This is a genomic window from Streptomyces sp. HPF1205 (assembly GCF_020400825.1).
GTDB lineage: Bacteria > Actinomycetota > Actinomycetes > Streptomycetales > Streptomycetaceae > Actinacidiphila.
This window is the reverse complement of sequence record NZ_JAINVH010000015.1, coordinates 173,850-198,926: the sequence shown is the minus strand read 5'-3', so window position 1 is coordinate 198,926 and position 25,077 is coordinate 173,850. Positions and strand designations below refer to the sequence as shown.

24 protein-coding genes are annotated in these 25,077 nt (G+C 74.6%); 9 read left to right on the top strand and 15 right to left on the bottom strand.

Annotated elements, in window-relative coordinates; translation table 11 throughout:
* Nucleotides 1–363: 363 nt before the first annotated feature.
* Nucleotides 364–1,362, top strand: coding sequence for a tryptophan--tRNA ligase (gene trpS / locus K7G61_RS19465; RefSeq protein ID WP_225848154.1), 999 nt, complete (start codon nucleotides 364–366; stop codon nucleotides 1,360–1,362).
* A 30-nt stretch (nucleotides 1,363–1,392) separates the two neighbouring features.
* On the opposite strand, the gene proC is transcribed toward trpS, so the two are convergent.
* From proC to K7G61_RS19445, 4 genes are all read right to left on the bottom strand, one after another.
* A complete protein-coding gene (gene proC / locus K7G61_RS19460) occupies nucleotides 1,393–2,211 on the bottom strand; it encodes a pyrroline-5-carboxylate reductase (protein ID WP_225848153.1) in 819 nt (272 codons plus the stop codon).
* Between the two features lie 118 nt (nucleotides 2,212–2,329).
* Nucleotides 2,330–3,067: an ABC transporter permease gene (locus tag K7G61_RS19455; protein ID WP_225848152.1), complete on the bottom strand. Its 738-nt coding sequence runs from the start codon at nucleotides 3,065–3,067 to the stop codon at nucleotides 2,330–2,332.
* Nucleotides 3,064–3,936, bottom strand: coding sequence for an ABC transporter ATP-binding protein (locus K7G61_RS19450; protein ID WP_225848151.1), 873 nt, complete (start codon nucleotides 3,934–3,936; stop codon nucleotides 3,064–3,066). Before K7G61_RS19450 ends, K7G61_RS19455 begins: the two co-directional genes overlap by 4 nt.
* 97 nt (nucleotides 3,937–4,033) lie before the next feature.
* A complete protein-coding gene (locus tag K7G61_RS19445) occupies nucleotides 4,034–4,411 on the bottom strand; it encodes a nuclear transport factor 2 family protein (RefSeq protein WP_225848150.1) in 378 nt (125 codons plus the stop codon).
* Between the two features lie 240 nt (nucleotides 4,412–4,651).
* Between K7G61_RS19445 and K7G61_RS19440 the strand changes: the two genes are divergently transcribed.
* Entirely contained in the window at nucleotides 4,652–5,119 is a 468-nt protein-coding gene (locus K7G61_RS19440; RefSeq protein ID WP_225848149.1) for a hypothetical protein, read from the top strand.
* Nucleotides 5,120–5,198: 79 nt separating this feature from the next.
* Here K7G61_RS19440 and K7G61_RS19435 read toward each other — a convergent pair whose 3' ends face one another.
* A complete protein-coding gene (locus K7G61_RS19435; protein WP_225848148.1) occupies nucleotides 5,199–5,771 on the bottom strand; it encodes a TetR/AcrR family transcriptional regulator in 573 nt (190 codons plus the stop codon).
* Between the two features lie 93 nt (nucleotides 5,772–5,864).
* Between K7G61_RS19435 and K7G61_RS19430 the strand changes: the two genes are divergently transcribed.
* The 3 genes from K7G61_RS19430 to K7G61_RS19420 all read left to right on the top strand — a co-directional run bounded on the left by K7G61_RS19430 (nucleotide 5,865) and on the right by K7G61_RS19420 (nucleotide 8,674).
* The gene (locus K7G61_RS19430) at nucleotides 5,865–6,551 is read left to right on the top strand and encodes an SDR family oxidoreductase (protein ID WP_225848147.1); all 687 of its coding nucleotides are present in this window, start codon (nucleotides 5,865–5,867) and stop codon (nucleotides 6,549–6,551) included.
* A gap of 257 nt (nucleotides 6,552–6,808) precedes the next feature.
* Nucleotides 6,809–7,543 carry a maleylpyruvate isomerase family mycothiol-dependent enzyme gene (locus tag K7G61_RS19425; RefSeq protein ID WP_225848146.1) on the top strand — a complete coding sequence of 245 codons (735 nt, stop codon included), beginning with the start codon at nucleotides 6,809–6,811 and terminating at the stop codon, nucleotides 7,541–7,543.
* 252 nt (nucleotides 7,544–7,795) lie between these two features.
* A complete protein-coding gene (locus K7G61_RS19420; RefSeq protein ID WP_225848145.1) occupies nucleotides 7,796–8,674 on the top strand; it encodes an SGNH/GDSL hydrolase family protein in 879 nt (292 codons plus the stop codon).
* A gap of 85 nt (nucleotides 8,675–8,759) precedes the next feature.
* On the opposite strand, the gene ilvD is transcribed toward K7G61_RS19420, so the two are convergent.
* From ilvD to K7G61_RS19395, 5 genes are all read right to left on the bottom strand, one after another.
* Nucleotides 8,760–10,610: a dihydroxy-acid dehydratase gene (ilvD, locus tag K7G61_RS19415; RefSeq protein ID WP_225848144.1), complete on the bottom strand. Its 1,851-nt coding sequence runs from the start codon at nucleotides 10,608–10,610 to the stop codon at nucleotides 8,760–8,762.
* A gap of 165 nt (nucleotides 10,611–10,775) precedes the next feature.
* On the bottom strand, nucleotides 10,776–11,423 hold the full coding sequence (locus tag K7G61_RS19410; protein WP_225848143.1) for a TetR family transcriptional regulator: 648 nt from the start codon (nucleotides 11,421–11,423) through the stop codon (nucleotides 10,776–10,778).
* The gene (locus K7G61_RS19405; RefSeq protein WP_225848142.1) at nucleotides 11,420–11,566 is read right to left on the bottom strand and encodes a hypothetical protein; all 147 of its coding nucleotides are present in this window, start codon (nucleotides 11,564–11,566) and stop codon (nucleotides 11,420–11,422) included. The genes K7G61_RS19410 and K7G61_RS19405 overlap by 4 nt, the downstream gene beginning before the upstream one ends.
* On the bottom strand, nucleotides 11,563–12,369 hold the full coding sequence (locus K7G61_RS19400) for a sugar phosphate isomerase/epimerase (protein WP_225848168.1): 807 nt from the start codon (nucleotides 12,367–12,369) through the stop codon (nucleotides 11,563–11,565). The genes K7G61_RS19405 and K7G61_RS19400 overlap by 4 nt, the downstream gene beginning before the upstream one ends.
* A gap of 229 nt (nucleotides 12,370–12,598) precedes the next feature.
* The gene (locus tag K7G61_RS19395) at nucleotides 12,599–13,603 is read right to left on the bottom strand and encodes a Ppx/GppA phosphatase family protein (RefSeq protein WP_225848141.1); all 1,005 of its coding nucleotides are present in this window, start codon (nucleotides 13,601–13,603) and stop codon (nucleotides 12,599–12,601) included.
* 266 nt (nucleotides 13,604–13,869) lie between these two features.
* On the opposite strand from K7G61_RS19395, the gene K7G61_RS19390 reads away from it, so the two are divergent.
* Nucleotides 13,870–14,613 (top strand): hypothetical protein, encoded by a 744-nt coding sequence (locus K7G61_RS19390; protein ID WP_225848167.1) that lies wholly within the window; start codon nucleotides 13,870–13,872, stop codon nucleotides 14,611–14,613.
* A gap of 4 nt (nucleotides 14,614–14,617) precedes the next feature.
* Here the strand turns inward: K7G61_RS19390 and K7G61_RS19385 are convergent, their stop codons facing one another.
* The 3 genes from K7G61_RS19385 to K7G61_RS37005 form a co-directional block, all read right to left on the bottom strand.
* Nucleotides 14,618–15,037 carry a hydrolase gene (locus K7G61_RS19385; protein WP_225848166.1) on the bottom strand — a complete coding sequence of 140 codons (420 nt, stop codon included), beginning with the start codon at nucleotides 15,035–15,037 and terminating at the stop codon, nucleotides 14,618–14,620.
* A gap of 126 nt (nucleotides 15,038–15,163) precedes the next feature.
* Nucleotides 15,164–16,660, bottom strand: a complete 1,497-nt coding sequence (locus K7G61_RS19380) for an ATP-binding protein (protein WP_225848140.1) — start codon at nucleotides 16,658–16,660, stop codon at nucleotides 15,164–15,166.
* Between the two features lie 77 nt (nucleotides 16,661–16,737).
* Nucleotides 16,738–18,414 carry a BACON domain-containing protein gene (locus tag K7G61_RS37005; RefSeq protein WP_225848139.1) on the bottom strand — a complete coding sequence of 559 codons (1,677 nt, stop codon included), beginning with the start codon at nucleotides 18,412–18,414 and terminating at the stop codon, nucleotides 16,738–16,740.
* Nucleotides 18,415–18,647: 233 nt separating this feature from the next.
* On the opposite strand from K7G61_RS37005, the gene radA reads away from it, so the two are divergent.
* Together radA and disA are read left to right on the top strand one after the other, a co-directional pair.
* Entirely contained in the window at nucleotides 18,648–20,036 is a 1,389-nt protein-coding gene (radA, locus tag K7G61_RS19370) for a DNA repair protein RadA (protein ID WP_225848138.1), read from the top strand.
* A gap of 240 nt (nucleotides 20,037–20,276) precedes the next feature.
* Nucleotides 20,277–21,437, top strand: a complete 1,161-nt coding sequence (gene disA / locus K7G61_RS19365) for a DNA integrity scanning diadenylate cyclase DisA (RefSeq protein ID WP_374204170.1) — start codon at nucleotides 20,277–20,279, stop codon at nucleotides 21,435–21,437.
* Nucleotides 21,438–21,596: 159 nt separating this feature from the next.
* Here disA and K7G61_RS19360 read toward each other — a convergent pair whose 3' ends face one another.
* Complete coding sequence (locus tag K7G61_RS19360; protein ID WP_225848137.1) at nucleotides 21,597–22,469, bottom strand: hypothetical protein; 873 nt, start codon at nucleotides 22,467–22,469, stop codon at nucleotides 21,597–21,599.
* Nucleotides 22,470–22,668: 199 nt separating this feature from the next.
* Between K7G61_RS19360 and K7G61_RS19355 the strand changes: the two genes are divergently transcribed.
* Nucleotides 22,669–23,637, top strand: a complete 969-nt coding sequence (locus K7G61_RS19355; protein WP_225848136.1) for an A/G-specific adenine glycosylase — start codon at nucleotides 22,669–22,671, stop codon at nucleotides 23,635–23,637.
* A gap of 189 nt (nucleotides 23,638–23,826) precedes the next feature.
* On the opposite strand, the gene K7G61_RS19350 is transcribed toward K7G61_RS19355, so the two are convergent.
* Nucleotides 23,827–25,077 carry a HAMP domain-containing sensor histidine kinase gene (locus tag K7G61_RS19350; protein ID WP_225848135.1) on the bottom strand — a complete coding sequence of 417 codons (1,251 nt, stop codon included), beginning with the start codon at nucleotides 25,075–25,077 and terminating at the stop codon, nucleotides 23,827–23,829.

Sequence of the window (25,077 nt, the reverse complement as noted above, 5' to 3'; positions counted from 1 at the left end):
CGCGCACGTCAGTACGCACGTCCGTGACGCCGTGAATACGGAGCCGCGGCCGTCCGGCCGGGTGCTTGTGCTGCGGAATGGCTGTCCGGGGACCGACCGGAGTCGGTGCTCACGTCGGACAACCCGAAGAACTCTACGCATCCAGGTGGGAGGTGTCAAATCCCGGACGTGGCGCCGTGCCCGAGGGGTACTCTCGCCGCCATGACGAGGCATACGCACAACTCCCAGTGGTGGGCCGCCTAGGGCGGCCCGGGTGAACGTATGCATCCGACGGCCGCCGCCTCAGGCGGCCGTTGTCGTATCTCCGAGCCGCCTGCCGGCGGGGGTCCCAGAGCCGACACGGGACAGGGAGACGACGACGCCATGACGAGGATCTTCAGCGGCATCAAACCGTCCGGGCACGTGACGTTGGGGAACTATCTGGGCGCGGTGCGGCGGTGGGTGGAGGTGGACCAGCACCGGGCCGAGGCGCTGTTCTGCGTGGTGGACCTGCACGCGCTGACCGTCGACCACGATCCGGCGCGGGTGCGGCGGCTGAGCCGGCAGGCGGCGAGTCTGCTGCTGGCGGCGGGGCTGGATCCGCGGCTCTGCACGGTGTTCGCGCAGAGCCATGTGGCGGAGCACGCGCGGCTGTCCTGCCTGCTGGAGTGCGTGGCGTCCGAGGCGGAGGCGCGGCGGATGGCGGAGTACGCGGAGCGGGCCGGGGCGGCGCGGCGCGCGGGGCGGGGTGTGCGGCTGTCGCTGCTGACGTATCCGGTGCTGATGGCGGCGGACATCCTGGGGTACCGCGCCGACGAGGTGCCCGTGGGGGACGACCAGGCCGAGCACGTGGAGCTGGCGCGGGAGCTGGCGGTGCGGTTCAACCAGCGGTACGGGGCGGTGTTCGTGGTGCCGCGGGTGACGCTGTCCCCGGTGGGCGCGCGGGTGATGGACCTGCGGGAGCCGGCGGTCGCGATGGGGAAGTCGAGCGCGTCGGCCGCGGGGGTGGTGTACCTGCTGGACGAGCCCGAGGTGATCGCGCGGAAGGTCATGGCGGCGGTGACGGACGACGAGCCGGGGGTCTCGTACGACCGCGAGGGGCGGGCCGGGCTGGCGAACCTGCTGGAGATCCTCTCGGCGTGCACGGGCAAGGAGCCGCAGGTGCTGGCGGAGTCGTACGGGGACGCCGAGGCGCTGAAGCGGGACACCGCGGAGGCCGTGGTGGAGGCGCTGCGTCCGTTGCGGGCGCGGCATGCCGGGCTGTCCGCGGATCCGGGGTACGTGGACGGGGTGCTGCGGGAGGGGGCGGCGCGGGCGAGGGAGCTCGCCCGGCCGACCGTGGACGCGGCCTACCGGGCGATCGGGCTGCTGCCGCCGGGGTGACGGCGCGGGTCGCGGCCCCCGCGTACGTGCCTATTGGCCGGAGGCCAGCTCGCGGCTGCGGTCGCGGGCGGCTTCCAGGGCGGCGAGGAGGGCGGCGCGTACGCCGTGCTTCTCCAGTTCGCGGATGGCGTTGATGGTGGTGCCGGCCGGGGAGGTGACGGCCTCGCGGAGCTTGACCGGGTGTTCGCCGCTGTCGCGGAGCATGACGGCGGCGCCGATCGCGGACTGCACGATGAGGTCGTGGGCCTGGGCGCGGGGCAGGCCGAGGAGGATGCCGGCGTCGGTCATGGCCTCGACCAGGTAGTAGAAGTACGCGGGGCCGGAGCCGGACAGCGCGGTGGCGGCGTCCTGCTGCTTCTCGGGGACCCGCAGCGTCTTGCCGACGGGCTGGAAGATCGCCTCCGTACGGACGAGGTGCTCCTCGGTGGCGTGGCGGCCGGCCGAGATGACGGACATGCCCTCGTCGACCAGGACGGGGGTGTTGGGCATGACGCGGACCACGGGGGTGCCCTCGGGGAGGCGTTCGGCGAACCACGTGGTGGGGATGCCGGCGGCCGCGCTGATCACCAGGCGGTCGGCGCTGACGTGGGGGGCGAGTTCGTCGAGGAGGGCGCCCATGTCCTGGGGCTTGACCGCGAGGATCAGGGTGTCGGCGGTCTTGGCGGCGTCGGCGTTGGTGGCGGCGTCCACGCCGTAGCGTTCGCGCAGCTCGCGGGCGCGGTCCGGGCGGCGGGCGGTGACGAGCAGGTCGGCGGGGGTCCAGCCGGCGCGGATCATTCCGGAGAGGAGGGCTTCGCCGATCTTGCCGGCGCCGAGGACGGCGATCTTCTGCTGCGCGGCTTCGGTCATGGGGGGGCTGGCTCCTGGGTTTTCCGTTCGGTCTACGGGGTCTTCCGTTCGTCATCCTCGCACTCGGGGCGGCCGGGTGCGGGGGCCGTCCGCCGGTCGCGGGTGCCGGGGGCCGGTGTCAGGGAGTACGGCGGCGCAGGGTCGCGGCGCCAAGGCACAGGGCGAGGAGCGCCGACAGGGCGACGACGAGGATGTCGCGCAGGAAGAGGGTGGGCAGGCCGGAGTGGTGGACGACCTGGGTCATGGCGTCGGTGGCGTACGACATGGGCAGGGCGTCGGACAGGCCGGACAGGACCGGCTGCATGGAGCCGCGGGGTACGAACAGGCCGCACAGGAGGAGCTGGGGCAGGATGACGGCCGGCATGAACTGGACGGCCTGGAACTCGCTGGAGGCGAAGGCGCTGACGAAGAGGCCGAGGGCGGTGCCGAGGAAGGCGTCGGCGAGGGCGGCGGCGAGCAGGAGCCAGGTGGAGCCGGCGACGTCGAGGCCGAGGGCGAGGACGGACAGGCCGGTGGCCAGGAGGGCCTGGACGACGGCGACCGCGCCGAACGCCAGGGCGTACCCGCCGAGCAGGTCGGCCTTGGCCAGCGGCATGGTGAGCAGGCGTTCCAGGGTGCCGGAGGTGCGTTCGCGCAGGGTGGCGATGGACGTGACCAGGAACATCGTGATGAGCGGGAAGATGCCCAGGAGCGCGGCGCCGGCGGAGTCCCAGGTGCGGGGGCTGTCGTCGAAGACGTACTTGAGCAGGGTCAGCAGGACGCAGGGCACCACGAGCATGAGGGCGATGGTGCGCGGGTCGTGGGTGAGCTGGCGCAGGACGCGGCGGGCGGTGGCGAGGGTGCGGGCGGGGTTCACGGTGCTGTCCTCTCGGAGGTGCCGCCGGGAGTGTCCGCGGGGGTGCGGGCGGTGGCGCGGGCGGCCGCGTTCGCCTGGTCGACCAGGTGCAGGAAGGCGTCCTCGACGGTGGCGGCGCCGGTACGGGCGCGCAGGGCGTCGGGGGTGTCCTCGGCCAGCAGGCGGCCGTCGCGCAGCAGGAGGAGGCGGTGGCAGCGTTCGGCCTCGTCCATCACGTGGGAGGAGATCAGGACGGTGGTGCCGCGTTCCTGGGCGAGGCGGTGGAAGAGCAGCCACAGGTCGCGGCGCAGGACGGGGTCCAGGCCGACGGTGGGTTCGTCGAGGACGAGGAGTTCGGGTTCGCCGAGGAGGGCGGCGGCCAGGGAGACGCGGCCGCGCTGGCCGCCGGACATGCTGCCGGTGAGGGCGTCGGCGTGGGAGGTGAGGTCGACGTCCCTGAGGACGTGGGCGACGGCGTCGGCGCGGTCGCGGCGGGGGATGCCGAGTACGGCGGCGAAGTAGTCGAGGTTCTGGCGGGCGGTCAGGTCGGCGTAGACCGAGGGCGCCTGGGTGACGTAGCCGACGCGGTGGCGCAGGGCGCGGTGTCCCGCGGGCCGGCCGAGGACGTCGAGGGTGCCGGCGACGTGTGCCTGGGAGCCGACGATCGCGCGCATCAGGGTCGACTTCCCGCAGCCGCTGGGGCCGAGCAGGCCGGTGATACGGGCGCGCGGGATCGCGAAGGCCAGGTCGTCGAGCACGGTGCGGCCGCCGCGGACGACGCGCAGGGCCGTCGCGGACACGGCGGGTGCGGACACGGCGGGTGCGGTGGTGGACGGGTCCCGGTCGGGGTTCGGCGGGCGGCCGGCGGGTTCCGGCGCTTTATTCATCATGCGCTGAATATAGCGCGGCGGGGCGCGTCCGGCCAGGGTGGAGCGCGGGCCCGCCCCCTGGTGCGGGGACGGGCCCGGGGTTCGGGAGGCGCGGGTGTCACATGCGCTGCACGTACCCCGCCCGCCACTCGGGCGCGGGGTCGGAGCCGGACTCGGTCCAGTACTCGCGGCCGGCGACGATCCGGCCGTCCCGTACCGTCCACAGGGAGACGACGCGGTGGACGCCCATCGACTCGTGCGGGACCTCGACCTCGGAGACGACCGCGTCGCCGTCCGCGACGATCCTGAGCACCCTGATGGACCAGCCTTCCGGGTAGTCCGCGTTGACGGCCACGTAATTGGCGCGGCCCACGATGCGCTCGCCGCTGACCGGCCACTCCACGACGACGTCCTCGGCGAGCAGTTCACCCAGGCCCGTCCAGTCGCGGGCCTGCATGCGGGTCCACAGTTCAGAAACGATCTCCGACGGCTCCATAGAGGGCATCCTGACAGCCGCCGGGCCGGGGCGCCGGGAGTCCGCGGCCGGGCGGGGTCCGTCGGAGTGAGCCGGGCCGGGGTGAGTCGGGGTGAGCCGGTGCGGGGCGGGGCGCGGGGGGGGCGCGGAGGGGCGGGCGGAGGACGGGAGAGGGGTGAAGGGGGCGTGAGGGGACGGTGAGGGAAGGGTCAGGGTCATCCCCTATGGCGTTCTTGGGGCACCCGGGGGGACCGTTGCGGTATGAGGCGTTCATCCCGTGAAATCGCAGTGTCGGGCGCGGAGAAGCGGCAGCTCGCCGTGGCCTCGGCGACCCTTGGTCCCTGGCGGCCCGCCGCGGCCGTCGGCGCGCTGGGCGGCGGCGTGTCCCTCGCGCTCCACCTGGTGCACGGGCACTTCGGGCTCGGCATCCTGGCCGGCGCCGTGTCCGTGGCCGCCCTCCTCTTCTTCGCCGTCGGCGGCGCCGGCGCGGTGCTCGGCTACTCGTCGCGGGGCAGCGGGCGGGACCGCCGTATCCGCCGCTGGGCGCGGGAGCACCCGTGGGAGGTCGCCGTCGTCCCGGGCGGCCTGATGTTCCTCACCGACCTGATCGTCCGCCAGGCCCTCACCTCGCAGGGCTTCTTCGGCACCATATGGACCGGCCTGTGGCACGGCGCCGTGGTGGCGGCGGTGGTCGGCGTCGTGGGCGCGGTCGGCGCGGCCCGCCGCTGAGCGGGCGAGCGGGCGGGGTACGGGGGCGAAGGAGGTACGCCGGGCGTACGGGGGCGTGCGACGGCGTACCGGCCAGCGGTCAGCGCACCGCGCGCAGCACCAGGTCGGCGAGCTGCCGGCCGGCCGCGTCGTCTATGGGCGCGTGGTCGACCAGCAGGCGGTACCACAGGACGCCGTAGACGACGTCGATGAGCAGTTCGTGGTCGACGCCGTCGGCGATCTCGCCGCGGGCGGCGGCACGCCGGATGATCTCGCGGAGCGCGGCGCGGCGGCCGAACAGGAAGCGGTCGCGGAAGGCCACGGCGAACGCCGGGTCCAGCAGGGCCTGGGCCATCAGGCCGACCAGCACCTTGCGCTGCCCGCGCTGCCGGAAGGTCGCTTCGAGGAAGCCGGCCAGGTCCGCGCCCAGGGAGCCGAGGTCGGGCACCGCTATGCGGTCGGCGGCGGTCTCCAGGAGCGCGTCGAGGACGACGCCGGCCTTGGAGGACCACCACCGGTAGATGGTCTGCTTGCCCACGCCCGCGCGGGCCGCGATGGCCTCGACGGTGAGCCCGCCGTACCCGCGTTCCTCCAGCTCCTCCAGGGCGGCGGCCAGGATCGCGCGCCGCGCCGCCTCGCTCCTGGGCCGCCCCGGCCGCCGCTCGCCCGTCATGACCGCAACCCTACCTTTACAGGACGCAACGTCTCGATATGCTGACCCCGCATCTTGTAACGAGACGTCACGTTGCGAAAAGAGGGGCGCGTCATGCGCGTTGTGATCATGGGCGGGACCGCGGGCATCGGGCTCGCCACCGGGAAGGCGCTGCGGGAGGACGGCCACGACGTGACCGTCACCGGGCGCGACCAGGAGCGGCTGGCCGCGGCCGAGGCCGCGGGGCTGAGCGCCGAGCGCCTCGACGGCACCGTCGAGGAGGATGTCGCGGCCTTCTTCGACCGGCTCGGCGAGTTCGAGCACCTGGTGCTGGCGTTCAGCCCGGGCGCGATCGGGCTGGGGCCGCTCGCCTCGATCACCTCGAAGGACGTCCGCACCGCCTTCGAGGGCAAGCTGTTCGGCTACTTCACCGCGATCCAGCGCGCCCGGGTGACCGGCAGCATCACCTTGATCTCGGCCGGGAGCGCCCGCGCCGCCGTGCCGGGCTCCGCCGTGCTGGCCGCGGTCAACGGCGCCGTCGAGCGGATGGTGTCCCCGCTGGCCGCCGAACTCGCCCCGGTGCGGGTCAACGCGGTCGCGCCCGGTCTCATCGACACCGCCTGGTGGGGCTTCCTGCCGCCCGAGAACAAGGAGGCCCAGTTCGCGGCGGCCACCGGCGACCTGCCCGTCAAGCGGGTCGGGCAGCCGGAGGAAGTGGCGGCCGCGATCCGCTACCTCATCGGGGCCCCGTACGTCACCGGCTCCGTGCTCCCGGTCGACGGCGGCTTCACGGTCGCCTGAGGCCCGCCGGGCCGGCCGTCCGGCGATCCGTCCCCGGTCGTCCGTCCGGTCGTCTTCCCGTACGTGGCCGCGGCCCGCGCACCCCGGCGCGGGCCGCGGCCGCTCACCTGCCCACCGGCCTGCGCCGCGGGCAACCGGAGGCGGACGAGCCGTACGAGATCGCGATCGACCTCTCCGGGACCGGCCACCTGTGAGGGGAACGCCTGACCGCGCAAGGTCCCGGAACCCATACGCGTGAGCGCGGTTACGCTCGCGGCATGGACGGTGGCACGCGGTTCGACGCGCCGGGACTGCTGGAGCGCATAGAGCGGGCGACGCGGGAATTGCTGCGCACGGCGCGGGGGTTCGGGGATGCCGACGTACGTGCCGCGTCCTTGCTGCCCGGATGGTCGCGGGGGCATGTGCTGACGCACGTGGCGCGCAACGCCGACGGCGGGCGCAGGCTACTGACCTGGGCGCGGACCGGGGTGGAGACACCGGAGTACGCGAGCCTGGAGGCGCGCGAGGCCGAGATCGCGGCGGGGGCCGGGCGCCCGGCCGCGGCATTGGCGGCCGATGTGGCGGACAGCGCGCGGCGGTTCGCCGCGGAGTACCGGCGACTGGGGGGCGAGGACTGGGCGCGGGTCGTGCGCTGGACGCGCGGGCAGGAGCACCCGGCGGCTCGGGCGGCCGACGCGCGCTGGACCGAAGTCCTCGTGCACCACGTCGACTTGGCCGCCGGATACACCCACCACCGGTGGCCGGAGGACTTCGCCGCCTCGATGCTGGAGCGCACGGTGGCCTCCTTGCGGCGCCGCCCGCACCCGCCGGCCATGCGACTGCGGGCCGGCGGGGGCGCGGCATCGTACGAGATCGGCGGGACCGGCGGGGCGGACGGCCCGCTCGTCGAGGGGTCGCTGCGCGACCTGCTGGCCTGGCTGATGGGCCGCACGAAGGGCGAGGGGCTGACCGTGCGCGGCGGCGCGCTGCCCGAACCGCCCGCGCTTTTCTGACGGGCGCGCCGCGCGGGACAAGTGCCGCGTATCCCGGCGCCGGCCGTGGTTGTGCCATACGGGTGAGCGCTTGCGCGCGGACCCTTGACCGCATTCTGACCAGTCGGTAACTTCCGCGCACCGGCCCTTCCCGCCCGTTCCGGACCGTCCAGCGCCGCCGTACGCCCGCTCGCAGCTCCCGCACTCCCGCCCCGTAACTCCCTCTCGTAACACCGCCGTACCTCCGCACGTCCGACGTCGAAGGAGAAGCAGATGCCGATGCGCGCTCTCGCCCGTGGTGTCGCGGCCACTGTCGCCGCCGCCGCAACCGCCGTCGCGCTCGCGGTCACCGGGCCCGCCGCGCACGCCCAGGACCCGGCGCAGTACGTGGCCCTCGGCGACAGCTACAGCGCCGGTTCGGGCGTCCTGCCGCTGGACCCTTCCGCGCCGCTGCTGTGCGCCAGGTCCTCACTGAACTACCCGCACCTGCTGGCCGCGCGGACCGGCGACCGGCTGACCGACGTGACCTGCGGGGGCGCCCAGACCAAGGACTTCACCGGGTCCCAGTACCCAGGCGTGGCGCCGCAGCTCGACGCCCTGAGCGGGAGTACGAAGCTGGTGACGCTCACCATCGGCGGCAACGACAGCAACACCTTCGTCGACGCGATCCTGGCGTGCGGTTCGGCCGGCGTCCTCACCCTCGGCCAGGGCAGCCCGTGCAAGGCGCTGTACGGGAGCTCCTTCGACGACACCGTGGACACCAGCACCTACCCGGCGGTGGCGGCGGCGCTGCGGGCCGTTCGCGCCAAAGCGCCGAACGCCCGTGTGGCGGTGCTCGGTTACCCGTGGATCCTGCCCGCGACGGCCGACCCGACCTGCTTCGCGAAGATGCCGATCGCGTCGGGCGACGTGCCGTACCTGCGCGACCTGGAGACGCACCTGAACTCCGCCGTCCAGCGGGCCGCCCAGGAGACCGGGGCCACCTACGTGGACATGTCCACCGTCTCCGAGGGGCACGACGCCTGCGCGCCGGCCGGCACGCGGTGGATCGAGCCGGTGCTGTTCGGCACCAACTACGTGCCGGTGCACCCCAACGCGCTCGGTGAATCGAAGATGGCCCAGCAGACCGAGGCGGCGCTCGGCCTCGGCTGAGGGCGCTCAGCGACGCAGCGCGCCCCCGACGCGCGCGGGGCGCGGGACGTCCCACGCCCCGCGCCCCGCACACGTGGAGGACCGCTCAGCCCAGCTTCGACACGTCCCGCACCGCGCCCTTGTCCGCGCTCGTCGCCATCGCCGCGTACGCCCGCAGGGCCGCGGACACCTTGCGCTCGCGGGACTTGGGCGCGTACACCCCGCCCAGCGCCGCCCGGCGGGCGGCCAGCACCTCGTCGGAGACCAGCAGTTCCATCGAGCGGCCCGGGATGTCGATACGGATCCGGTCGCCGTCCTCGACCAGCGCGATCGTGCCCCCGGAGGCGGCCTCGGGGGAGGCGTGGCCGATGGACAGGCCCGACGTGCCGCCGGAGAAGCGGCCGTCGGTGATCAGGGCGCAGACCTTGCCCAGGCCCCGGCCCTTGAGGAAGGACGTCGGGTAGAGCATCTCCTGCATGCCGGGGCCGCCGCGCGGGCCCTCGTAGCGGATGACGACCACGTCGCCGGGGGTGACCTCCTTGCGCAGGATCTTGTCGACGGCCTCCTCCTGCGACTCGCAGACCACCGCCGGGCCCTCGAAGGTCCAGATGGACTCGTCGACGCCCGCGGTCTTCACCACTGCGCCGTCCTGCGCGAGGTTGCCGCGCAGCACGGCCAGGCCGCCGTCCTTGGAGTAGGCGTGCTCGACGTCGCGGATGCAGCCGTTCGCGGCGTCGGTGTCCAGCGAATCCCACCGCTCGGACTGGGAGAACGCCTCGGCCGAGCGCTTGCAGCCGGGCGCCGCGTGCCACAGCTCGACGGCCTCCTGCGACGGCGAGCCGCCGCGCAGGTCCCAGGTGTCCAGCCACTGCTTGACCGACGGCGAGTGGACGGTGTGCACGTCCTCGTTGAGCAGGCCGCCCCGGTACAGCTCGCCCAGGATCGCCGGGATGCCGCCGGCCCGGTGCACGTCCTCCATGTAGTACGTGCCGGAGGGCGCGACGTTGGGCGCCACCTTCGCCAGGCACGGCACGCGGCGCGAGACGGCGTCGATGTCGGCCAGGCCGTAGTCCAGCTCGGCCTCCTGGGCGGCGGCCAGCAGGTGCAGGATCGTGTTGGTGGAGCCGCCCATCGCGATGTCCAGGGCCATGGCGTTCTCGAAGGCGGCCGGGGTGGCGATGGCCCGCGGCAGCACCGAGGCGTCGTCCTGCTCGTAGTACCTGCGGGTCAGCTCGACGACGGTGGCGCCGGCCCTCTCGTACAGCGCCCTGCGGGCGGTGTGGGTGGCCAGCACCGAGCCGTTGCCGGGCAGCGACAGGCCGATCGCCTCGGTCAGGCAGTTCATCGAGTTGGCGGTGAACATGCCGGAACACGAGCCGCAGGTCGGGCAGGCGTTCTCCTCGATGCGCAGGATGTCCTCGTCGGAGACGCTCTCGTTGACCGCGTCCGAGATCGCGTTGATCAGGTCGAGCTTGCGGACCGTGCCGTCGACCAGGGTGGCGCGGCCGGCCTCCATGGGACCGCCGGAGACGAAGACGGTCGGGATGTTCAGGCGCAGGGCGGCCATCAGCATGCCCGGGGTGATCTTGTCGCAGTTGGAGATGCAGATCAGGGCGTCCGCGCAGTGCGCCTCGACCATGTACTCCACCGAGTCGGCGATCAGGTCGCGCGAGGGCAGGGAGTAGAGCATGCCGCCGTGGCCCATGGCGATGCCGTCGTCGACCGCGATGGTGTTGAACTCGCGCGGGACCGCGCCGGCCGCCTTGATCGCCTCGGAGACGATCCTGCCGACCGGCTGGAGGTGCGTGTGGCCGGGTACGAACTCGGTGAAGCTGTTGGCGACCGCGACGATGGGCTTGCCGATGTCGGCGTTCGCGACGCCGGAGGCACGCATGAGGGCGCGGGCGCCCGCCATGTTGCGGCCATGGGTGACCGTACGTGACCTCAGCTCGGGCACGGTCCTCACTCCCTTGGTCCCTTGGGTTCACTTCGCTCGCAACCGTACGAGGTGAACCCGAGCGTACGCCCGCGGCCCAGGATTCGGACGACGGGTCCGCATCCCGGGATGCGTCTCGTACGGGTGTGCGGACGCATGGGTGTACGGGAGGGGTGCGCGGCGCGGCTACGGGTGGACGTCCGGGGCCGTCAGGTAGCGCTGCAGGGCGGGCGCGACCAGCCGGACCAGTTCCTCCGGCCGCGCGGACGCCATCGGCTCCACCTTGACGAGGTAGCGCAGCATGACGACGCCGACCAGGTGGGACGCCGCGAGCTGGACCCGGAACTCGGCGTCCGGCACCGCGAGCTCGCCGGCGACGCGGGCCAGCACCATGCGGCTCACCAGGGTGCGGAAGACGGCCGCCGCGGTGTCGTTGGTCAGCGCCGAGCGCACCACGGCCAGCAGCGGATCCCTGGTGACCGGGTCCTCCCACACCTGGAGGAAGAAGCGGGCGACGCGCTCCCCCAGCTCCCCGCCCGGTCCCGCCACCACCTCCGAGACACCTGCGGCCGGGGCCAGGCCCACCTCGATGGCGGCCGCGAAGACCTGCTCCTTGGTGCCGAAGTAGTGGTGGACCAGGGCCGGGTCCACACCGGCGGCCTTGCCGATGGACCGCACGGAGGTGCGGTCGTAGCCGCGCGCGGAGAACTCCTCGCGGGCGACGGTGAGGATACGGTCGCGGGTCTCGCCGCTCGCCGGGCCCGCGGGGCGGCCGCGGCGGCGGGGACGGCCGCTCCCGGCGCCGGGGGCGGCACCCGCGGGCTCCGTGCTCACGATGCGGCCACGGGCGCGGTCACGGGCGCGGTCACGGGCGCGGTCGCCGACGGGATCAGCGGCGCGGTCACGGGCTGGATCAGCGGTTCGGGCACCGGCGCGGTCAGCCGCGCCGTCACCGGCGCGACCGCCGGCGCCGTCACCGTCCCACGCTCGCGGCCGCCGCCAGGTGCAGGCGGGTGAAGGCCAGTGCCTCGGCCAGGTCGCCCTCGCGTTCCGCCGCCGACATCGCGCGGCGCGTGTTGACCTCGACCACCACGTGGCCGTCGAAGCCGCGCGCCGCCAGCGACTCCAGCAGGTCGCCGCAGGGCTGGTTGCCGCGGCCCGGCACCAGGTGCTCGTCCTTGCCCGAGCCGGTGCCGTCGCCCAGGTGCACGTGTGCCAGGCGCTCGCCCATCCGGTCCGCCATCTGCAGGGTCGCGGTACGTGAGGTCGCCGCGTGCGACAGGTCCATCGTGAAGTGCCGGTAGTCGTCCTTCGTGACGTCCCAGTCGGGCGCGTACGCGAGCATCTCGCGGTCCCGGTAGCGCCACGGGTACATGTTCTCGACCGCGAACCGCACGTCCGTCTCGTTCGCCATCCGCCACACCCCGCGCACGAAGTCCCGGGCGTAGCCGCGCTGCCACCGGAACGGCGGGTGCACCACCACGGTCGAGGCGCCCAGCCGCTCGGCCGCCGCCTTGGCGCGGGTCAGCTTCACCCACGGGTCGGTGGACCACACCCGCTGTGTGATCAGCAGGCACGGCGCGTGCACGGCCAGGATCGGGATGCCGTGGTAGTCCGACAGCCGGCGCAGCGCGTCGACGTCCTGGCTCACCGGGTCGGTCCACACCATCACCTCGACCCCGTCGTACCCCAGGCGCGCGGCGATCTCGAACGCGGTCGCCGTCGACTCCGGGTACACCGACGCCGTCGACAGCGCCACCTTGGCCTCCGGCACCCGCACGGCACGCCCCCGCCGGCCCGCGGACTCCCCCTGGAGGTCGCGGGCCCCGCGGTTCACGGGATCGGCCACGGCACACAGCGTACGGCGCGCTCCGGGCCGGGCGGGGCGCCCCGCCCGGGGGTGTGCGGATGGTCACTTCTCCCCCACCCGCCACACGGCTCGGGCGGGCCGCGGCCGCCAGGCGTACGGGCGCGGGGCGCGGCCTCGCGTGCGCGGGGCCGCCAGGGCGTCAGGCGCGGAAGGGGGTGACCGCCGTCTGCGGGGGCGGCCCGCCGGTGGACGCGGAGGCGGGCGGGCCCGCCGGCCCGGTCGCCATGAGGTCGAGCTTGCGCAGGATGACGCCCTCCCGCAGCGCCCAGGGGCAGATGTCGAGGTCGTCGACCTCGAAGAGGTCCATCGCCCCTTCGGCGACGAGCGCGCCGGCCAGGAGCTGGCGGGCGCGGCCGGCGGAGACCCCCGGCAGGGACGCGCGCTGCGAAGTGGTCATGGCGGCGAGCCGCGGGACCCACTCCTCCAGGGCCGCGCGGCGCAGGGTGCGCTGCACGTAGAGGCCCTCCGCGCTGCGGGCGGCGCCGGCGATGCGGGCGAGCTGGCGGAAGGTCTTGGACGTGCCGACGACCAGGTCGGGACGGCCGCGGCGGGCGAACTCGGCGACCGTACGGGCGATTTCGGCCCGCACGTGGCGGCGCAGGGAGCGTACGTCGGCGGCGTCCGGCGGGTCGCCGGGGAGCCAGGAGCCGGTGAGGCGGCCGGCGCCCAGCGGCAGCGACACCGCCGCGTCGGGGTACTCGTCCATGCCGAAGCCGACCTCCAGGGAGCCGCCGCCGATGTCGAGGACGAGCAGGCGGCCGGCCGACCAGCCGAACCAGCGGCGCACCGCGAGGAAGGTGAGGCGGGACTCGTCCTCGCCGGACAGGACGGTGAGGCGGACGCCGGTGTCGCGCTCGACCCGGGCCAGCACGGCCTCACCGTTGGCGGCCTCGCGCACGGCGGAGGTGGCGAACGGGAGGACGTCCTCCGCGCCCTTGTCCTCGGCCACGCGCAGGGCGTCGAGCACCGTGTGCACCAGGCGGTCCACGCCGTCCTCGCGGATGGCGCCGTGCTCGTCGAGGAGTTCCGCGAGGCGCAGGTCGGCCTTGTGGGAGTACGCCGGCAGCGGGCGCGCACCCGGGTGCGCGTCCACCACCAGCAGGTGGACGGTGTTGGATCCCACGTCGAGCACTCCGAGTCGCATGCCCTGACGCTAGCGCGGGCGGGGGAGGTGCCGCGCGGCCCCTTACGGAATGGGGCGCCGCATTCCGTGCATTACGGAATTACGCTGGGCGCGTGGCGAAGGCGAGGGCCCGGAAGGGCGAGAAGCACGAGGTGGCGGGCGGCGCGGCGGCAGCGGCGGGCGGCGCGGGAACGGCGGCGGGCGCGGGACCGGGCGCGCATACCGGACCCGCCCTTCGTACGGACACGGCTCCCGCGCCGCCCCCCGAGGACGACGAGGCGGCGACCATGGACTTCCCCCGGGTGTGGGTGGACTTCGTGGACCCCGCCGACGAGGAGCAGGTGTTCCGCTGCGACCTGACCTGGCTCACCTCCCGCTGGGCGTGCGTGTTCGGGCACGGCTGCCAGGGGATCGTGGCGGGCCGGGCCGCCGACGGGTGCTGCTCGCTCGGCGCGCACTTCTCGGACGACGACGACGAGAAGCGGGTCGCCTCGCACGTGGCGCGGCTCACCCCGGAGACCTGGCAGTTCCACGCGCTCGGCACCGGCCCCGACGGCTTCTGGGCGGAGGAGAACGAGGACGGCGAGCGGCAGACCCGGGTGGTGGACGGCGCCTGCGTCTTCTCCAACCGCCCCGGATTCGCCGGCGGCCAGGGCTGCGCCCTGCACGCGCTGGCGCTGCGGGAGGGGCGCGAGCCCCTGGAGACCAAGCCGGACGTGTGCTGGCAGCTTCCCATCCGGCGGACCTTCGAGTGGGTCGACCGGCCGGACGACACCCGGGTGCTGGTCGTCTCGATCGGGGAGTACGACCGCCGCGGCTGGGGCCCCGGCGGCCACGACCTGCACTGGTGGTGCACCTCGGCGACCTCGGCCCACGGCGCCGGCGAGCCGGTCTACCTCTCGTACCGGGCCGAACTGACCGAACTGATGGGCCCGGCGGCCTACGCCGAGCTCACCGCCCTGTGCGAAACCCGCCTCGCCTCCGCCCTCCCCCTGGTGGCCCCCCACCCGGCGGACGGCGAACGGGGCTGAGCCCTCACGCGGAGGGCGGGCACGCGGACCGGGAGCGGACGACCACCCGCTTGGCGCCGACCAGGACCCGGTAGCGCTCCCGTGCCGCGAAGTCGGCCAGGCCCCACACCGCCGGCCGCCCGACTTCCGCGCACAGGTGCAGCACCGCGTCGTCCCCGGCCCGGACGCCGACGTGGGCACCGTACGCCTGGTCGGAGCGGTTGAAGAGAAGGAGGTCGAGCGGCCGCAGGTCCCCCTCGACCCGAACCGTGGTCCGCGTGTCGTCCCACAGTTCGCTGGAGCGCAAGGCCGGTACGGCGAATCCGAAGTGGCGCAGCACCTCGTAGGCGAACAACTGGCAGTTGGCGCCCGCCGCGAGGCCGGGCCGGTCGGCCACGGCGCGCGACCCGGGGAAACGCGATCCGGCGTACGGAACGGTCAGCATGTCCGCCGGAAGCCGCGAGAGCAACGGTTCCGCCCTGTCCTGCGGGGCCGGCAACGGACACCTCCTGTGACTCGGGTCCACCTTCGGCCGAGTAGGCGAAGTCGAAGGTGCGACGCAAGCGATGCGTCATTCTCCGTGCCAGATCCGGTGCAGGTCCACGAGTTCCACGTCGTGGCGCTCCGCCGCTGCCCGGGTCAGGTTCATGTCGAAGCCGGAGCGTCCGAAGATCAGCAGCTTCGCGCTCTCCGCGCGTACCCCGCGCGCGATCAGCAGACCACGGATGCGGTCGAGCCGGTCGAGGTCGGCGCGGGTCCTGGCGCGGTCGGATGCTTTCGCTTCGCCAATGGCGCGGACGACCGGGCTGTGGGCCTGCCTGCGCTCACCCTCGTCCAGTGCCACGACGTCGATCTCGTGCTGCTGTCTGCCGGCGGGGTCGTTCACGACGGTGCTGCCGACTTCGCCGATGGCGCCGCCGAGGGTGCGTGCCGAGGCGTGGCGGGCGGTCCATTCGCGGGCGAGCTGTTCGAAGGCGGGACCGAGGATCTGGGCGCTGACGGTGTGTTCGGCGGCGCGCCAGGCCGGTTGGGCCTCGCGTTCCTCGAAAGCGGCGAGCCGGGGTGTGGTGACGAGCTGGTGGAGGCGTACGACGGCGTCGGCGAGCCGCAGGACGGGGCGGCGTTGCAGCAGCAGGTCCTCGTCCTTGATGAGGAATCCGGAGGTGATGAGGACGTCGAGCGGATGGTGCAGGCTGCGCTGGTCGCGTCCGATGGCCGCCGCGACCTTGGCGGGCGAGGTCGCGCCTGCCGCGACTGCGCCCAGTACGGACAGGTAGAGCGCACGGTCCTGGATGCGGGGGTCCTCCCGCAGAAGGTACCCGGCTTCGCCGAAGAGGGCGTGGCTCGGGTTGAAGACGGTCGTGAGCAGCAGTTCTTCCAGTTCGGACGCGCTCTGTGGCGAGGCCCTGCCCACCAGGTCCCGGTATCCGGGGGTGCCTCCGAAGAAGGCGTACATCCCGAAGGCCGTCTCCAGGTCGCGGATCCCGTAGTAGGCGGACGTCGTGCGGTAGTCGAAAGGCCGCAGCAGCAGGTCCAGCTCAGCCCGGCCCCGCAGCGCCTTCGCGCCGGACAGCAGATCCGACATCACGGCCAGCGCCGAGCCGCAGAGGATCACCCGTCCGCGTGGGCCCTCTCCGCCGGTGTCCCGGCTCTCGTCGACCAGCGCCTGCAGGGCGGACGGGAGCTGCGCTCCGAGCGGGTGGGCCAGCAGGTAGGGAAGTTCGTCCAGCACCAGCAGGGCAGGCCGGCCGTCGGCCGTCGGCACCGGCCGCAGGGCCGTGCGCAGGGCCTCGTCCCAGTCCTTGAAGCGCAACTGCCCGGGACCGAGCCCGCGTCCCGCGGCGACCGCGTCCGCGAAGCGCTGCAACGCGGGAAGCGGCTCCTCCTCCTGCGCCATGTGGTACAGGCCGCCGTACGCCCGGCAGAGGCGGCGCAACAGGAAGCTCTTTCCCGTACGCCGTCGGCCGTAGAGGATTCCGATGCGCAGGCCGGGGGCGTCCGAGGAGACGAAACGTTCGAGGTCGCCCCACTCCGCCTCGCGATCGAAGAGATCTGGTGGTCGTGCCATCCCTCGATGACATCAGTCCGCATAACCTAAGTCAAGTTAGACTAACTCGACTGAGAATTACTATTCGCGGTTCGGGCTCAGGATGTCGTAGAAGGAGACGACGTGACCGAGGGTGAGCCCGACGGGGTCCGGGTGGGTGTCGGGGTCGGTGGCGCGCTCGGGGACGATTGGGTCGGCGTCGGGGTCGGGCGTTGCGAGGGGGGTGGGGGTGCGGTCGGGGGGCGGGTGGGGGCGCCGTGGAGGGTGATTGTCGCGCCCGGGGTGACGGTGACCGTGGCCGTCCAGGGGGTGGACGGTTCGAGGGCGTGGTCGACGGTGACGGTCACGGTGGCCGTCCCTCCGGGGCGCAGGGTGCCCGACGCGGCCGACAGGCGCAGCCAGGGGGCCGAGGCGGAGGCCGTCCAGTGGACCGGGGCGCCGCCCGAGGCGGTGAGGGTGAGCACGGTCACGGACGGGCGGATGCCGCGGGCCGTCACGGTGAGCCGGCCCGGGGCGCTGCCGGGGGTGCCCGGCCGGGAGGCCGCGGGCGTCGGCGTGGGCGCGACCGAGACGGTGCCGGTGCCGTCCGGCTGCCGCCCGCCGGCCGGCGCGGGGGCACCCGGCCGCCGCGGCGAGGGCCGTACGCTGCCCGCCTTCTCGTAGGACGGCGCGACCTCGTCCGGCGCCCCGAGCGTCGGCCGCCCGGAGTCCGCGCCCGGCGCCGGGTCGCCCGCCGGGGTGGCCCGGTAGGCCGCCCACACCGCGAGCACGGGCGCGGCCACCACGGCGGCGACCACGGTCGAGGTCACCGCCCGGTGCCGGATCCTGGCCCGCCGCGCGGCCCGGTCCCTCACGTCGAGCGGGAAGCCGCGCCGGTCGAAGCGGGGGGTGGCCGTGCGGGACCGCCCGATCCCGGCGTCCATGGCGTGCAGCAGCGCCGCGTACGCCGCCGCCTTGGGCGCCGGGACCAGCGCGAGCACGCCGGTGGGCTCGGCGGGGCCGCCGGGCCAGGGCCCCTCGGCCACCACGCGCTCCGCGGTGCGGCGGCACACCTCGCACGCGTCCACGTGCCGTACGAGCTCCGTGCGCGCCGCCGGGCCGAGCGGCAGCCGGGTGTCACCCCCGGCGAGCCGGACGACATCGTGGCAGCGTCCGGTCTCCACGACGGCCAGCGCGGTGCGGGTGCGCTCCACTTCGCAGGCCGCCCGCGCCAGCAGCGTCCGGGCCGCGTCGGGGTCGAGGTCCAGCACCCGGCCGACGTCGGGGGCGGACAGCTGGTGGCGGACGGCCAATTCGAGGGCCTCGCGCTGCTCGGGGGTGGTGCCGGACGCCTCCGGCCAGGCCAGCGCGGCCAGTTCGCCCTGCCGGGCCTCGGCGACGGCGGGGGCCGCGCGCGGCACCGCCACCGGGCCCTCGGCCAGCCGTCGCCGGCAGGCCCAGCGGGCCAGCGCGTACAGCCAGGACCTGCGCAGCGCCGGGTCGCGCAGCCGCACCCGCTGCCGCTCGGCCAGCGCGAGCGCCTCGCCGAGCGCGGCGGCGGCCGCGTCGTGCTCGCACAGGACCGACAGGCAGTACGTGAACAGGCCGTCGAGGTACGGCTCGTAGTGCGCGGGCGGCTGCATCGGCAGCGTGCCCTGGGGGCGCCGCCCGCGCTCCCGGACCGGCGCCCGGTCGCGCCGGCGCGCGGCGGGCGCCTGGTGCCTGCGGTGCGCGCCCGTGTTCACCACACGTGCCGCGGCGCCGGTCGTCGTGGGGGTCTCGTACCTGCTCGTCACCGGAGCGACGGTAGGCCGCCCGGACGCCTCCGGCCCCTGCCCCGGGCCGCCTTTAATCCTTACGGGTAATGATTCCCGTCAGATCAGGACACTTCGGCCCGTCGTACGAGTGAATACGCGCGCGTGCGCTCGATGTCCGCGCCGCGCGCCCCTCAAAGCGCCCCAGGGGCACGGGAGGGGCACGGCGCCGGGCGGCGGGCCCGTTGTCGTACCCGCCCGCTACCGTGAGGCGCATGGCCACTGCCCGCAAGACCGCCGCCAAGGACCGCCCCTCCTACCGCTGCACCGAATGCGGCTGGACGACGGTCAAGTGGCTGGGCAGGTGCGGCGAGTGCCAGGCCTGGGGCACCGTGGAGGAGTACGGGGCGGCGCCCGCGGTGCGCACCACCGCCCCCGGCCGGGTGACCACCGCGGCGCGGCCGATCGGGCAGGTCGACGGCCGGCAGGCGGCCGCCCGCTCGACCGGCGTGCCCGAGCTGGACCGCGTGCTGGGCGGCGGCCTGATCCCCGGCGCCGTCGTGCTGCTGGCCGGCGAGCCCGGCGTCGGCAAGTCCACCCTGCTGCTGGACGTGGCCGCCAAGGCGTCCGGCCAGCAGCACCCCACCCTCTACGTCACCGGCGAGGAGTCCGCCTCCCAGGTCCGGCTGCGCGCCGACCGCATCGGCGCCATCGCCGACCACCTCTACCTCGCCGCGGAGACCGATCTGTCCGCCGTCCTGGGCCACTTGGACGACGTCAAGCCGTCGCTGCTGATCCTCGACTCGGTGCAGACCGTGGCCTCGCCCGAGATCGACGGCGCGCCCGGCGGCATGGCCCAGGTCCGCGAGGTGGCGGGCGCGCTGATCCGGGCCTCCAAGGAGCGGGGCATGGCCACCTTGCTGGTGGGCCACGTCACCAAGGACGGCGCGATCGCCGGGCCGCGGCTGCTGGAGCACCTGGTGGACGTCGTGCTCAGCTTCGAGGGCGACCGGCACGCCCGGCTGCGGCTGATCCGCGGGGTGAAGAACCGGTTCGGGACCACCGACGAGGTCGGCTGCTTCGAGCTGCACGACGAGGGCATCACCGGCCTCGCCGACCCCTCGGGACTGTTCCTGACCCGACGGGACGAGCCGGTGCCCGGCACCTGCCTGACGGTCACCCTGGAGGGCCGCCGCCCGCTGGTCGCGGAGGTGCAGGCGCTCACCGTGGACACCCAGATCCCCTCCCCGCGCCGCACCACCTCGGGCCTGGAGAACTCGCGGGTGTCGATGATGCTCGCGGTGCTGGAGCAGCGCGGCCGGATCCGCTCGATCGGAAAGCAGGACATCTACACCGCCACCGTGGGCGGGGTCAGGCTCACCGAGCCGGCCGCCGACCTGGCCGTCGCCCTCGCCCTGGCCAGCGCCGCCATCGACACGCCGCTGCCCAAGAACCTCGTCGCGGTGGGCGAGGTGGGCCTGGCCGGGGAGGTGCGCCGGGTCACCGGGGTGCAGCGCCGGCTGTCCGAGGCGCACCGGCTGGGCTTCACGCACGCCCTGGTCCCGCCGGACCCCGGCAAGGTACCGGCGGGCATGAGGGTCATCGAGGTATCGGACATAGGGGACGCCCTGCGCGCGCTGCCCAAGCGGACCCCGCGGACGTAATCGCAGGTGGGAGGCGTGATCACCGGCGTACGCCGGGGTGCGGACGGGCTCCTTCCAAGCGTCGCGCGCCGGGAACGACGTAAACTTTGCCCTGGTCTCGCCCCTCACCCAGCGGGCACCACCGCGCGGCACGGCGCGGCACCGCGCGCCCGAGCGCGGCGGCGTGCCCCGGCGCGCGGCACCGTACGGCGGCGTATGCCGCCGGGCGGGGGGCATCCGTAGCAACCGGAGGATTGCTGAGTGGCAGCCAACGACCGGGCCGGCGGCACCGCCCCGGCCCGAAGGGCAGCGGGAGACTCCGCCGGCAGGTCCGGCGGGGGCGCCGGTGCCGACGGGGGGCGGATGCGCGCCTCGCTGAGCGCCGTCGCCCCCGGTACCTCCCTGCGCGACGGCCTGGAGCGGATCGTCCGCGGCAACACCGGCGGCCTGATCGTCCTGGGCATGGACAAGACCGTGGAGTCGCTGTGCACCGGCGGCTTCGTGCTGGACGTGGAGTTCACCGCGACCCGGCTCCGCGAGCTGTGCAAGCTCGACGGCGCGCTGATCCTCGACAAGGACATCACCAAGATCCTGCGGGCCGGGGTGCAGCTCGTGCCCGACCCGGCCATCCCCACCGAGGAGACCGGCACCCGGCACCGCACCGCCGACCGGGTCAGCCAGCAGGTGAACTTCCCCGTCGTCTCGGTCAGCCAGTCGATGCGGGTGATCGCGCTGTACGTGGACGGGCAGCGCCGCGTCCTGGAGGACTCCGCGGCCATCCTCTCCCGCGCCAACCAGGCCCTGGCCACCCTTGAGCGCTACAAGCTGCGTCTCGACGAGGTGGCCGGCACCCTGTCCGCGCTGGAGATCGAGGACCTGGTGACGGTGCGCGACGTCACCGCCGTCGCCCAGCGGCTGGAGATGGTGCGCCGGATCGCCACCGAGATCGCCGAGTACGTGGTCGAGTTGGGCACCGACGGCCGCCTGCTGTCGCTCCAGCTCGACGAGTTGATCGCCGGTGTCGACCCGGAGCGCGAACTGGTCGCGCGCGACTACGTGCCCGAGCCGTCCGCCAAGCGCGCCCGTACCGTGCCGGAGGCCCTCGCCGAGCTGGACGCGCTGCCGCAGAGCGAGTTGATCGAGCTGACCACGGTGGCGCGGGCGCTGGGGTACACCGGCTCGCCCGAGTCGCTGGACTCCGTGGTCTCACCGCGCGGTTACCGGCTGCTGGCCAAGGTCCCGAGGCTGCCGAACACCGTGATCGAGCGGCTCGTCGAGCACTTCGGCGGGCTCCAGAAGCTGCTCGCGGCCAGCGTGGACGACCTCCAGACCGTCGACGGCGTCGGCGAGGCGCGGGCCCGCTCCGTACGCGAGGGGCTGTCGCGGCTGGCGGAGTCGTCGATCCTCGAACGGTACGTGTAGCCCGCGCGGGGCCCGCCGGTACGAGGCCGCCGGTACGGGGGCCGCGGGCTGTGGCGGCGGGCGGACCGGGCGGGGCCCGGCGCCAGTCGCCAGGCGCCAGTCGCCAGGCGCCAGTCGTCAGGCGCCAGTCGTCAGGCGCCAGTCGTCAGTCGTCAGTCGTCAGTCGGCCGACAGGACGAAGGACACCTGCTTGGCCTGGTAGCCCGGGAGCCTGACCTGGACCAGGTAGGTGGCCGGGGACGCCTGGGCGCCCTTGGGGGAGGCGCACTTGGGCGAGGACGTCTTCTCGTTCCACCGCTCGGTGAAGGTGGCCGAGGAGTGGGCGGGGATCTGGAGCTGGTCCGAGCCGGTGGCCGGGCAGTCGTCGCTGGCCCACACGTGGTGGTTGTCCGAGGTCGCGGTGATGGTGAACACCGCGCTGCGCGGCCCGAAGTCGATCTTGCAGGTCTGGCCGCCGGAGTTGGCCGCGCGCAACTGGAACGCGGGGGTCTGTCCCGGCGAGTACGCGTTGCTGACGCTGGTCAGGGTGAGCTGGATCCGGCTGGGGTCGCAGGTGGGGACCGTGGAGTCGGCCGGGAGGGGCGCGGCGCCCGACGTGCCGCCGATGCCGCCCTGCGTGCCGCCGGACGAGGAGCCGCCGGTGGCGCCCGCGTCGGAGGCCGTGCCCGTACCGCCGTCCGTACCCGCCGTGGAGCCGCCGGATCCCGGGGACCCGGCGGTCCCGGACGAGCCGGACGAGCCGGAAGTCGAGCCGGAAGAAGTGCCGCCGTCCGTACCGGAACCCCCCGAGGCGCCGGAGGGCGGCGCGGTGTCACGGCCGCCGGGGCGGCCGCTGATGTGGGTGCCGCTGGGCGCCGGGCCGGGCGTGATCGAGGTGATCGGGGTGTGCGAGCCGGTCGGGGCGCTGCGGCCCTTGCCCCCACCGCCGCCGCCCGAGGTGAGCGCCCACACCACGAGCGCGGCCACCACGGCCAGCAGGCAGAACAGAACTGCCCGCCGCCGCCAGTAAATGGTGGATGGCAGAGGTCCCACGGGATTGCGCAGAGAGCCCACAGACGCACTCTAGGGGAGATCACCCGCATGCCGTCGCAACACCCGCCGCTCGGCGGCAGGATCTTTGCCGATCATCACGTTTACCCGCGCCGAATCGTTACGTTGGGGACGCGGTGACGGCCGTCTGCGCGTGTGGGCGCCGCTTCCGGCGCAGGGCCGTGCGAGGATCGGACGTGCCATGAGCCCACAACTCCGTGACCCAGCACCGGCCGCCGTGACCGTGACGTCCACGGTCCCGGCCGCCCCCGTCGCCCCCGTTGCCGCCACCGCTGCTGCCGCCGCCGAGCTGCACGACCTGGTGATCGACTGGTTCGGCGCCAACGCCCGGGATCTGCCGTGGCGGCGGCCGGACGCCGGGCCGTGGTCGGTGATGGTCAGCGAGTTCATGCTCCAGCAGACCCCGGTCAGCCGGGTGCTGCCGGTGCACGCCCAATGGCTGGAGCGCTGGCCGCGCCCCGCCGACCTGGCCGTCGAGTCCCCGGGCGAGGCGGTACGCGCCTGGGGCCGCCTCGGCTACCCGCGCCGGGCGCTGCGGCTGCACGCGGCGGCCACCGCCATAGCGCAGCGGCACGGCGGCGAAGTGCCGCGCGAACACGCGGACTTGCTGGCGCTGCCCGGGGTCGGCGAGTACACGGCGGCCGCGGTGGCGTCCTTCGCGTACGGGCGGCGGCACGTCGTCCTCGACACCAACGTACGGCGGGTCTTCGCGCGGGCCGTGACGGGCGTGGAGTACCCGCCGGGCGCCACGACCGCCGCGGAGCGGCGCACCGCGGCCGCGCTGCTGCCGGCCGACGAGGCGACCGCCGCCCGCTGGGCGGCGGCCACCATGGAGCTGGGCGCCCTGGTGTGCACCGCCCGCAGCCCCAAGTGCGGCGCCTGCCCGGTGGCCGCGCGCTGCGCCTGGCGGCTGGCCGGCTCCCCGCCCCACGCCGGGCCGCCGCGCCGCACCCAGTCCTACGCGGGCACCGACCGGCAGGTCCGCGGCCGCCTCCTGGCCGCGCTCCGCGCCTCCCCCGGCCCCGTGCCCCAGTCCACCCTCGACGCCCTGTGGTCCGACCCGGTCCAGCGGGCCCGCGCCCTGGACGGCCTCGTCGCCGACGGCCTGGTGGAACCCCTCGCGAACGGCGTGTACCGCCTTCCCGGCTAGTGCTGTGGCCGGGCCCCTCCCCCGGCTCACCCCGCCGGGCGGCGCGTACGAGCAGGGGCGGACGCCGCGGATGGGCGGCCGGTTCGGGGCGCGCGGCCAGGGCGGCGGCGGGTACGGGTTCGTCGACGCCGGTGAGGCGCGGGCGCCGCGGCCACCCGCGGTTGCACAGCCGCCCGGCGCCGCAGGCGGTCAGCGGGGCAGGAGGAGCTGCGCCACCGCGCCGCCGCCTTCCTCCGCCGAGGCGTTGCGGAAGGTCAGCCGGGCGCCCAGGACGCGGGCCTGGCCGGTGGCGATGGTCAGGCCGAGCCCGTGGCCGACACCCGAACGGTCGGAGGAACCGGTACGGAACCGGGAGGGGCCCTCGCGCAGCAGGTCGGCCGGGAAGCCCGGGCCGTGGTCGCGGACGCGGACGAAGGGACCGTCCACGACGACCTCGATGGGGGCCGCGCCGTGGCGGGCCGCGTTCACCAGCAGGTTGCCGAGGATGCGTTCGAGCCGGCGCGGGTCGGTCTGGATGACCGCCTCCTCGTCGACCCGCACCTTGGCGTCGGGCGCGAGCGCGGCGACCCTGCGCCGTACGAACTCGCCCAGGGCCACCTCGACCAGGTCCGCCTGCTCGGCGGCGCCGTCCAGCCGGGCCACCTCCAGGACGTCCTCGACGAGGGTGCGCAGGGCGTGCACCCGGTCGCGTACCAGCTCCGAGGGGCGGCCGGGCGGCAGCAGTTCGGCCGCGGTGACCAGGCCGGTGACCGGGGTGCGCAGCTCGTGGGCGATGTCGGCGGTGACCCGGCGCTCGGCTTCGAGGCGCAGTTGCAGGGCGTCGGCCATCGCGTCGACCGCCCGCGCCAGCTCGTCGGTCTCGTCGCGGACCCGGCGCCCGCCGATCGCCTCGCGGACCCGCACCTCGTTGTCGCCGTCGGCGACCCGGCGGGCGGCGGTCGCGGCCTTCCTGAGCCGCCGGGACATGCGGCCGCCCACCAGGACGCCGATCGCGGTGCCGCCGACGACGACCGCGAGGGATCCGGCGACGAGCGCCTGGTCCAGGTCGTCCAGCACGGAGTAGCGGTCGGTGAAGCCGCCCTTGACGGACAGCACCCGGTGGTCGCCGGTCGGGGTCTCGGCCCAGACGACGGGCGCGTGCCGGGAGCCGCTGACATAGGTGGCGCGCTCGCCCTTGGCGGCGTACGCCTTGAGCTCCTTCGGCAGGTGCGGGTCGTCGAGTTTCGACGGGTAGATGAGGCGGCCGGTCGACTCGTACATCCGCAGGTCCCACTGGACGCGCTCGTCCTGGAGATCCCGGGTGCTGTTGATCATGCTCACCCGGGCCGCGTTGTGGACGACCAGGCTGAGGCAGAGGGCGACCAGCGCGGAGACGACGGCGATGGCCGCGCTGAGCTTCCAGCGCAGACCGCTCCGGAAGAAGGCACGGAGGGCGCTCAC

What these genes read in the sequence shown, in the direction of transcription:
- proC (WP_225848153.1), bottom strand. Translation starts at nt 2,211, where the DNA reads ATGACCGAAGCCGCGCAGCAGAAGATCGCCGTCCTCGGCGCCGGCAAG.
- K7G61_RS19390 (WP_225848167.1), top strand. Translation starts at nt 13,870, where the DNA reads ATGGACTTCCCCCGGGTGTGGGTGGACTTCGTGGACCCCGCCGACGAG.
- K7G61_RS19425 (WP_225848146.1), top strand. Translation starts at nt 6,809, where the DNA reads ATGGACGGTGGCACGCGGTTCGACGCGCCGGGACTGCTGGAGCGCATA.
- K7G61_RS19420 (WP_225848145.1), top strand. Translation starts at nt 7,796, where the DNA reads ATGCCGATGCGCGCTCTCGCCCGTGGTGTCGCGGCCACTGTCGCCGCC.
- trpS (WP_225848154.1), top strand. Translation starts at nt 364, where the DNA reads ATGACGAGGATCTTCAGCGGCATCAAACCGTCCGGGCACGTGACGTTG.
- K7G61_RS19450 (WP_225848151.1), bottom strand. Translation starts at nt 3,936, where the DNA reads ATGATGAATAAAGCGCCGGAACCCGCCGGCCGCCCGCCGAACCCCGAC.
- K7G61_RS19435 (WP_225848148.1), bottom strand. Translation starts at nt 5,771, where the DNA reads ATGACGGGCGAGCGGCGGCCGGGGCGGCCCAGGAGCGAGGCGGCGCGG.
- K7G61_RS19380 (WP_225848140.1), bottom strand. Translation starts at nt 16,660, where the DNA reads ATGGCACGACCACCAGATCTCTTCGATCGCGAGGCGGAGTGGGGCGAC.
- K7G61_RS19355 (WP_225848136.1), top strand. Translation starts at nt 22,669, where the DNA reads ATGAGCCCACAACTCCGTGACCCAGCACCGGCCGCCGTGACCGTGACG.
- K7G61_RS19385 (WP_225848166.1), bottom strand. Translation starts at nt 15,037, where the DNA reads ATGCTGACCGTTCCGTACGCCGGATCGCGTTTCCCCGGGTCGCGCGCC.
- K7G61_RS19430 (WP_225848147.1), top strand. Translation starts at nt 5,865, where the DNA reads ATGCGCGTTGTGATCATGGGCGGGACCGCGGGCATCGGGCTCGCCACC.
- K7G61_RS19445 (WP_225848150.1), bottom strand. Translation starts at nt 4,411, where the DNA reads ATGGAGCCGTCGGAGATCGTTTCTGAACTGTGGACCCGCATGCAGGCC.
- radA (WP_225848138.1), top strand. Translation starts at nt 18,648, where the DNA reads ATGGCCACTGCCCGCAAGACCGCCGCCAAGGACCGCCCCTCCTACCGC.
- K7G61_RS19395 (WP_225848141.1), bottom strand. Translation starts at nt 13,603, where the DNA reads ATGCGACTCGGAGTGCTCGACGTGGGATCCAACACCGTCCACCTGCTG.
- K7G61_RS19440 (WP_225848149.1), top strand. Translation starts at nt 4,652, where the DNA reads ATGAGGCGTTCATCCCGTGAAATCGCAGTGTCGGGCGCGGAGAAGCGG.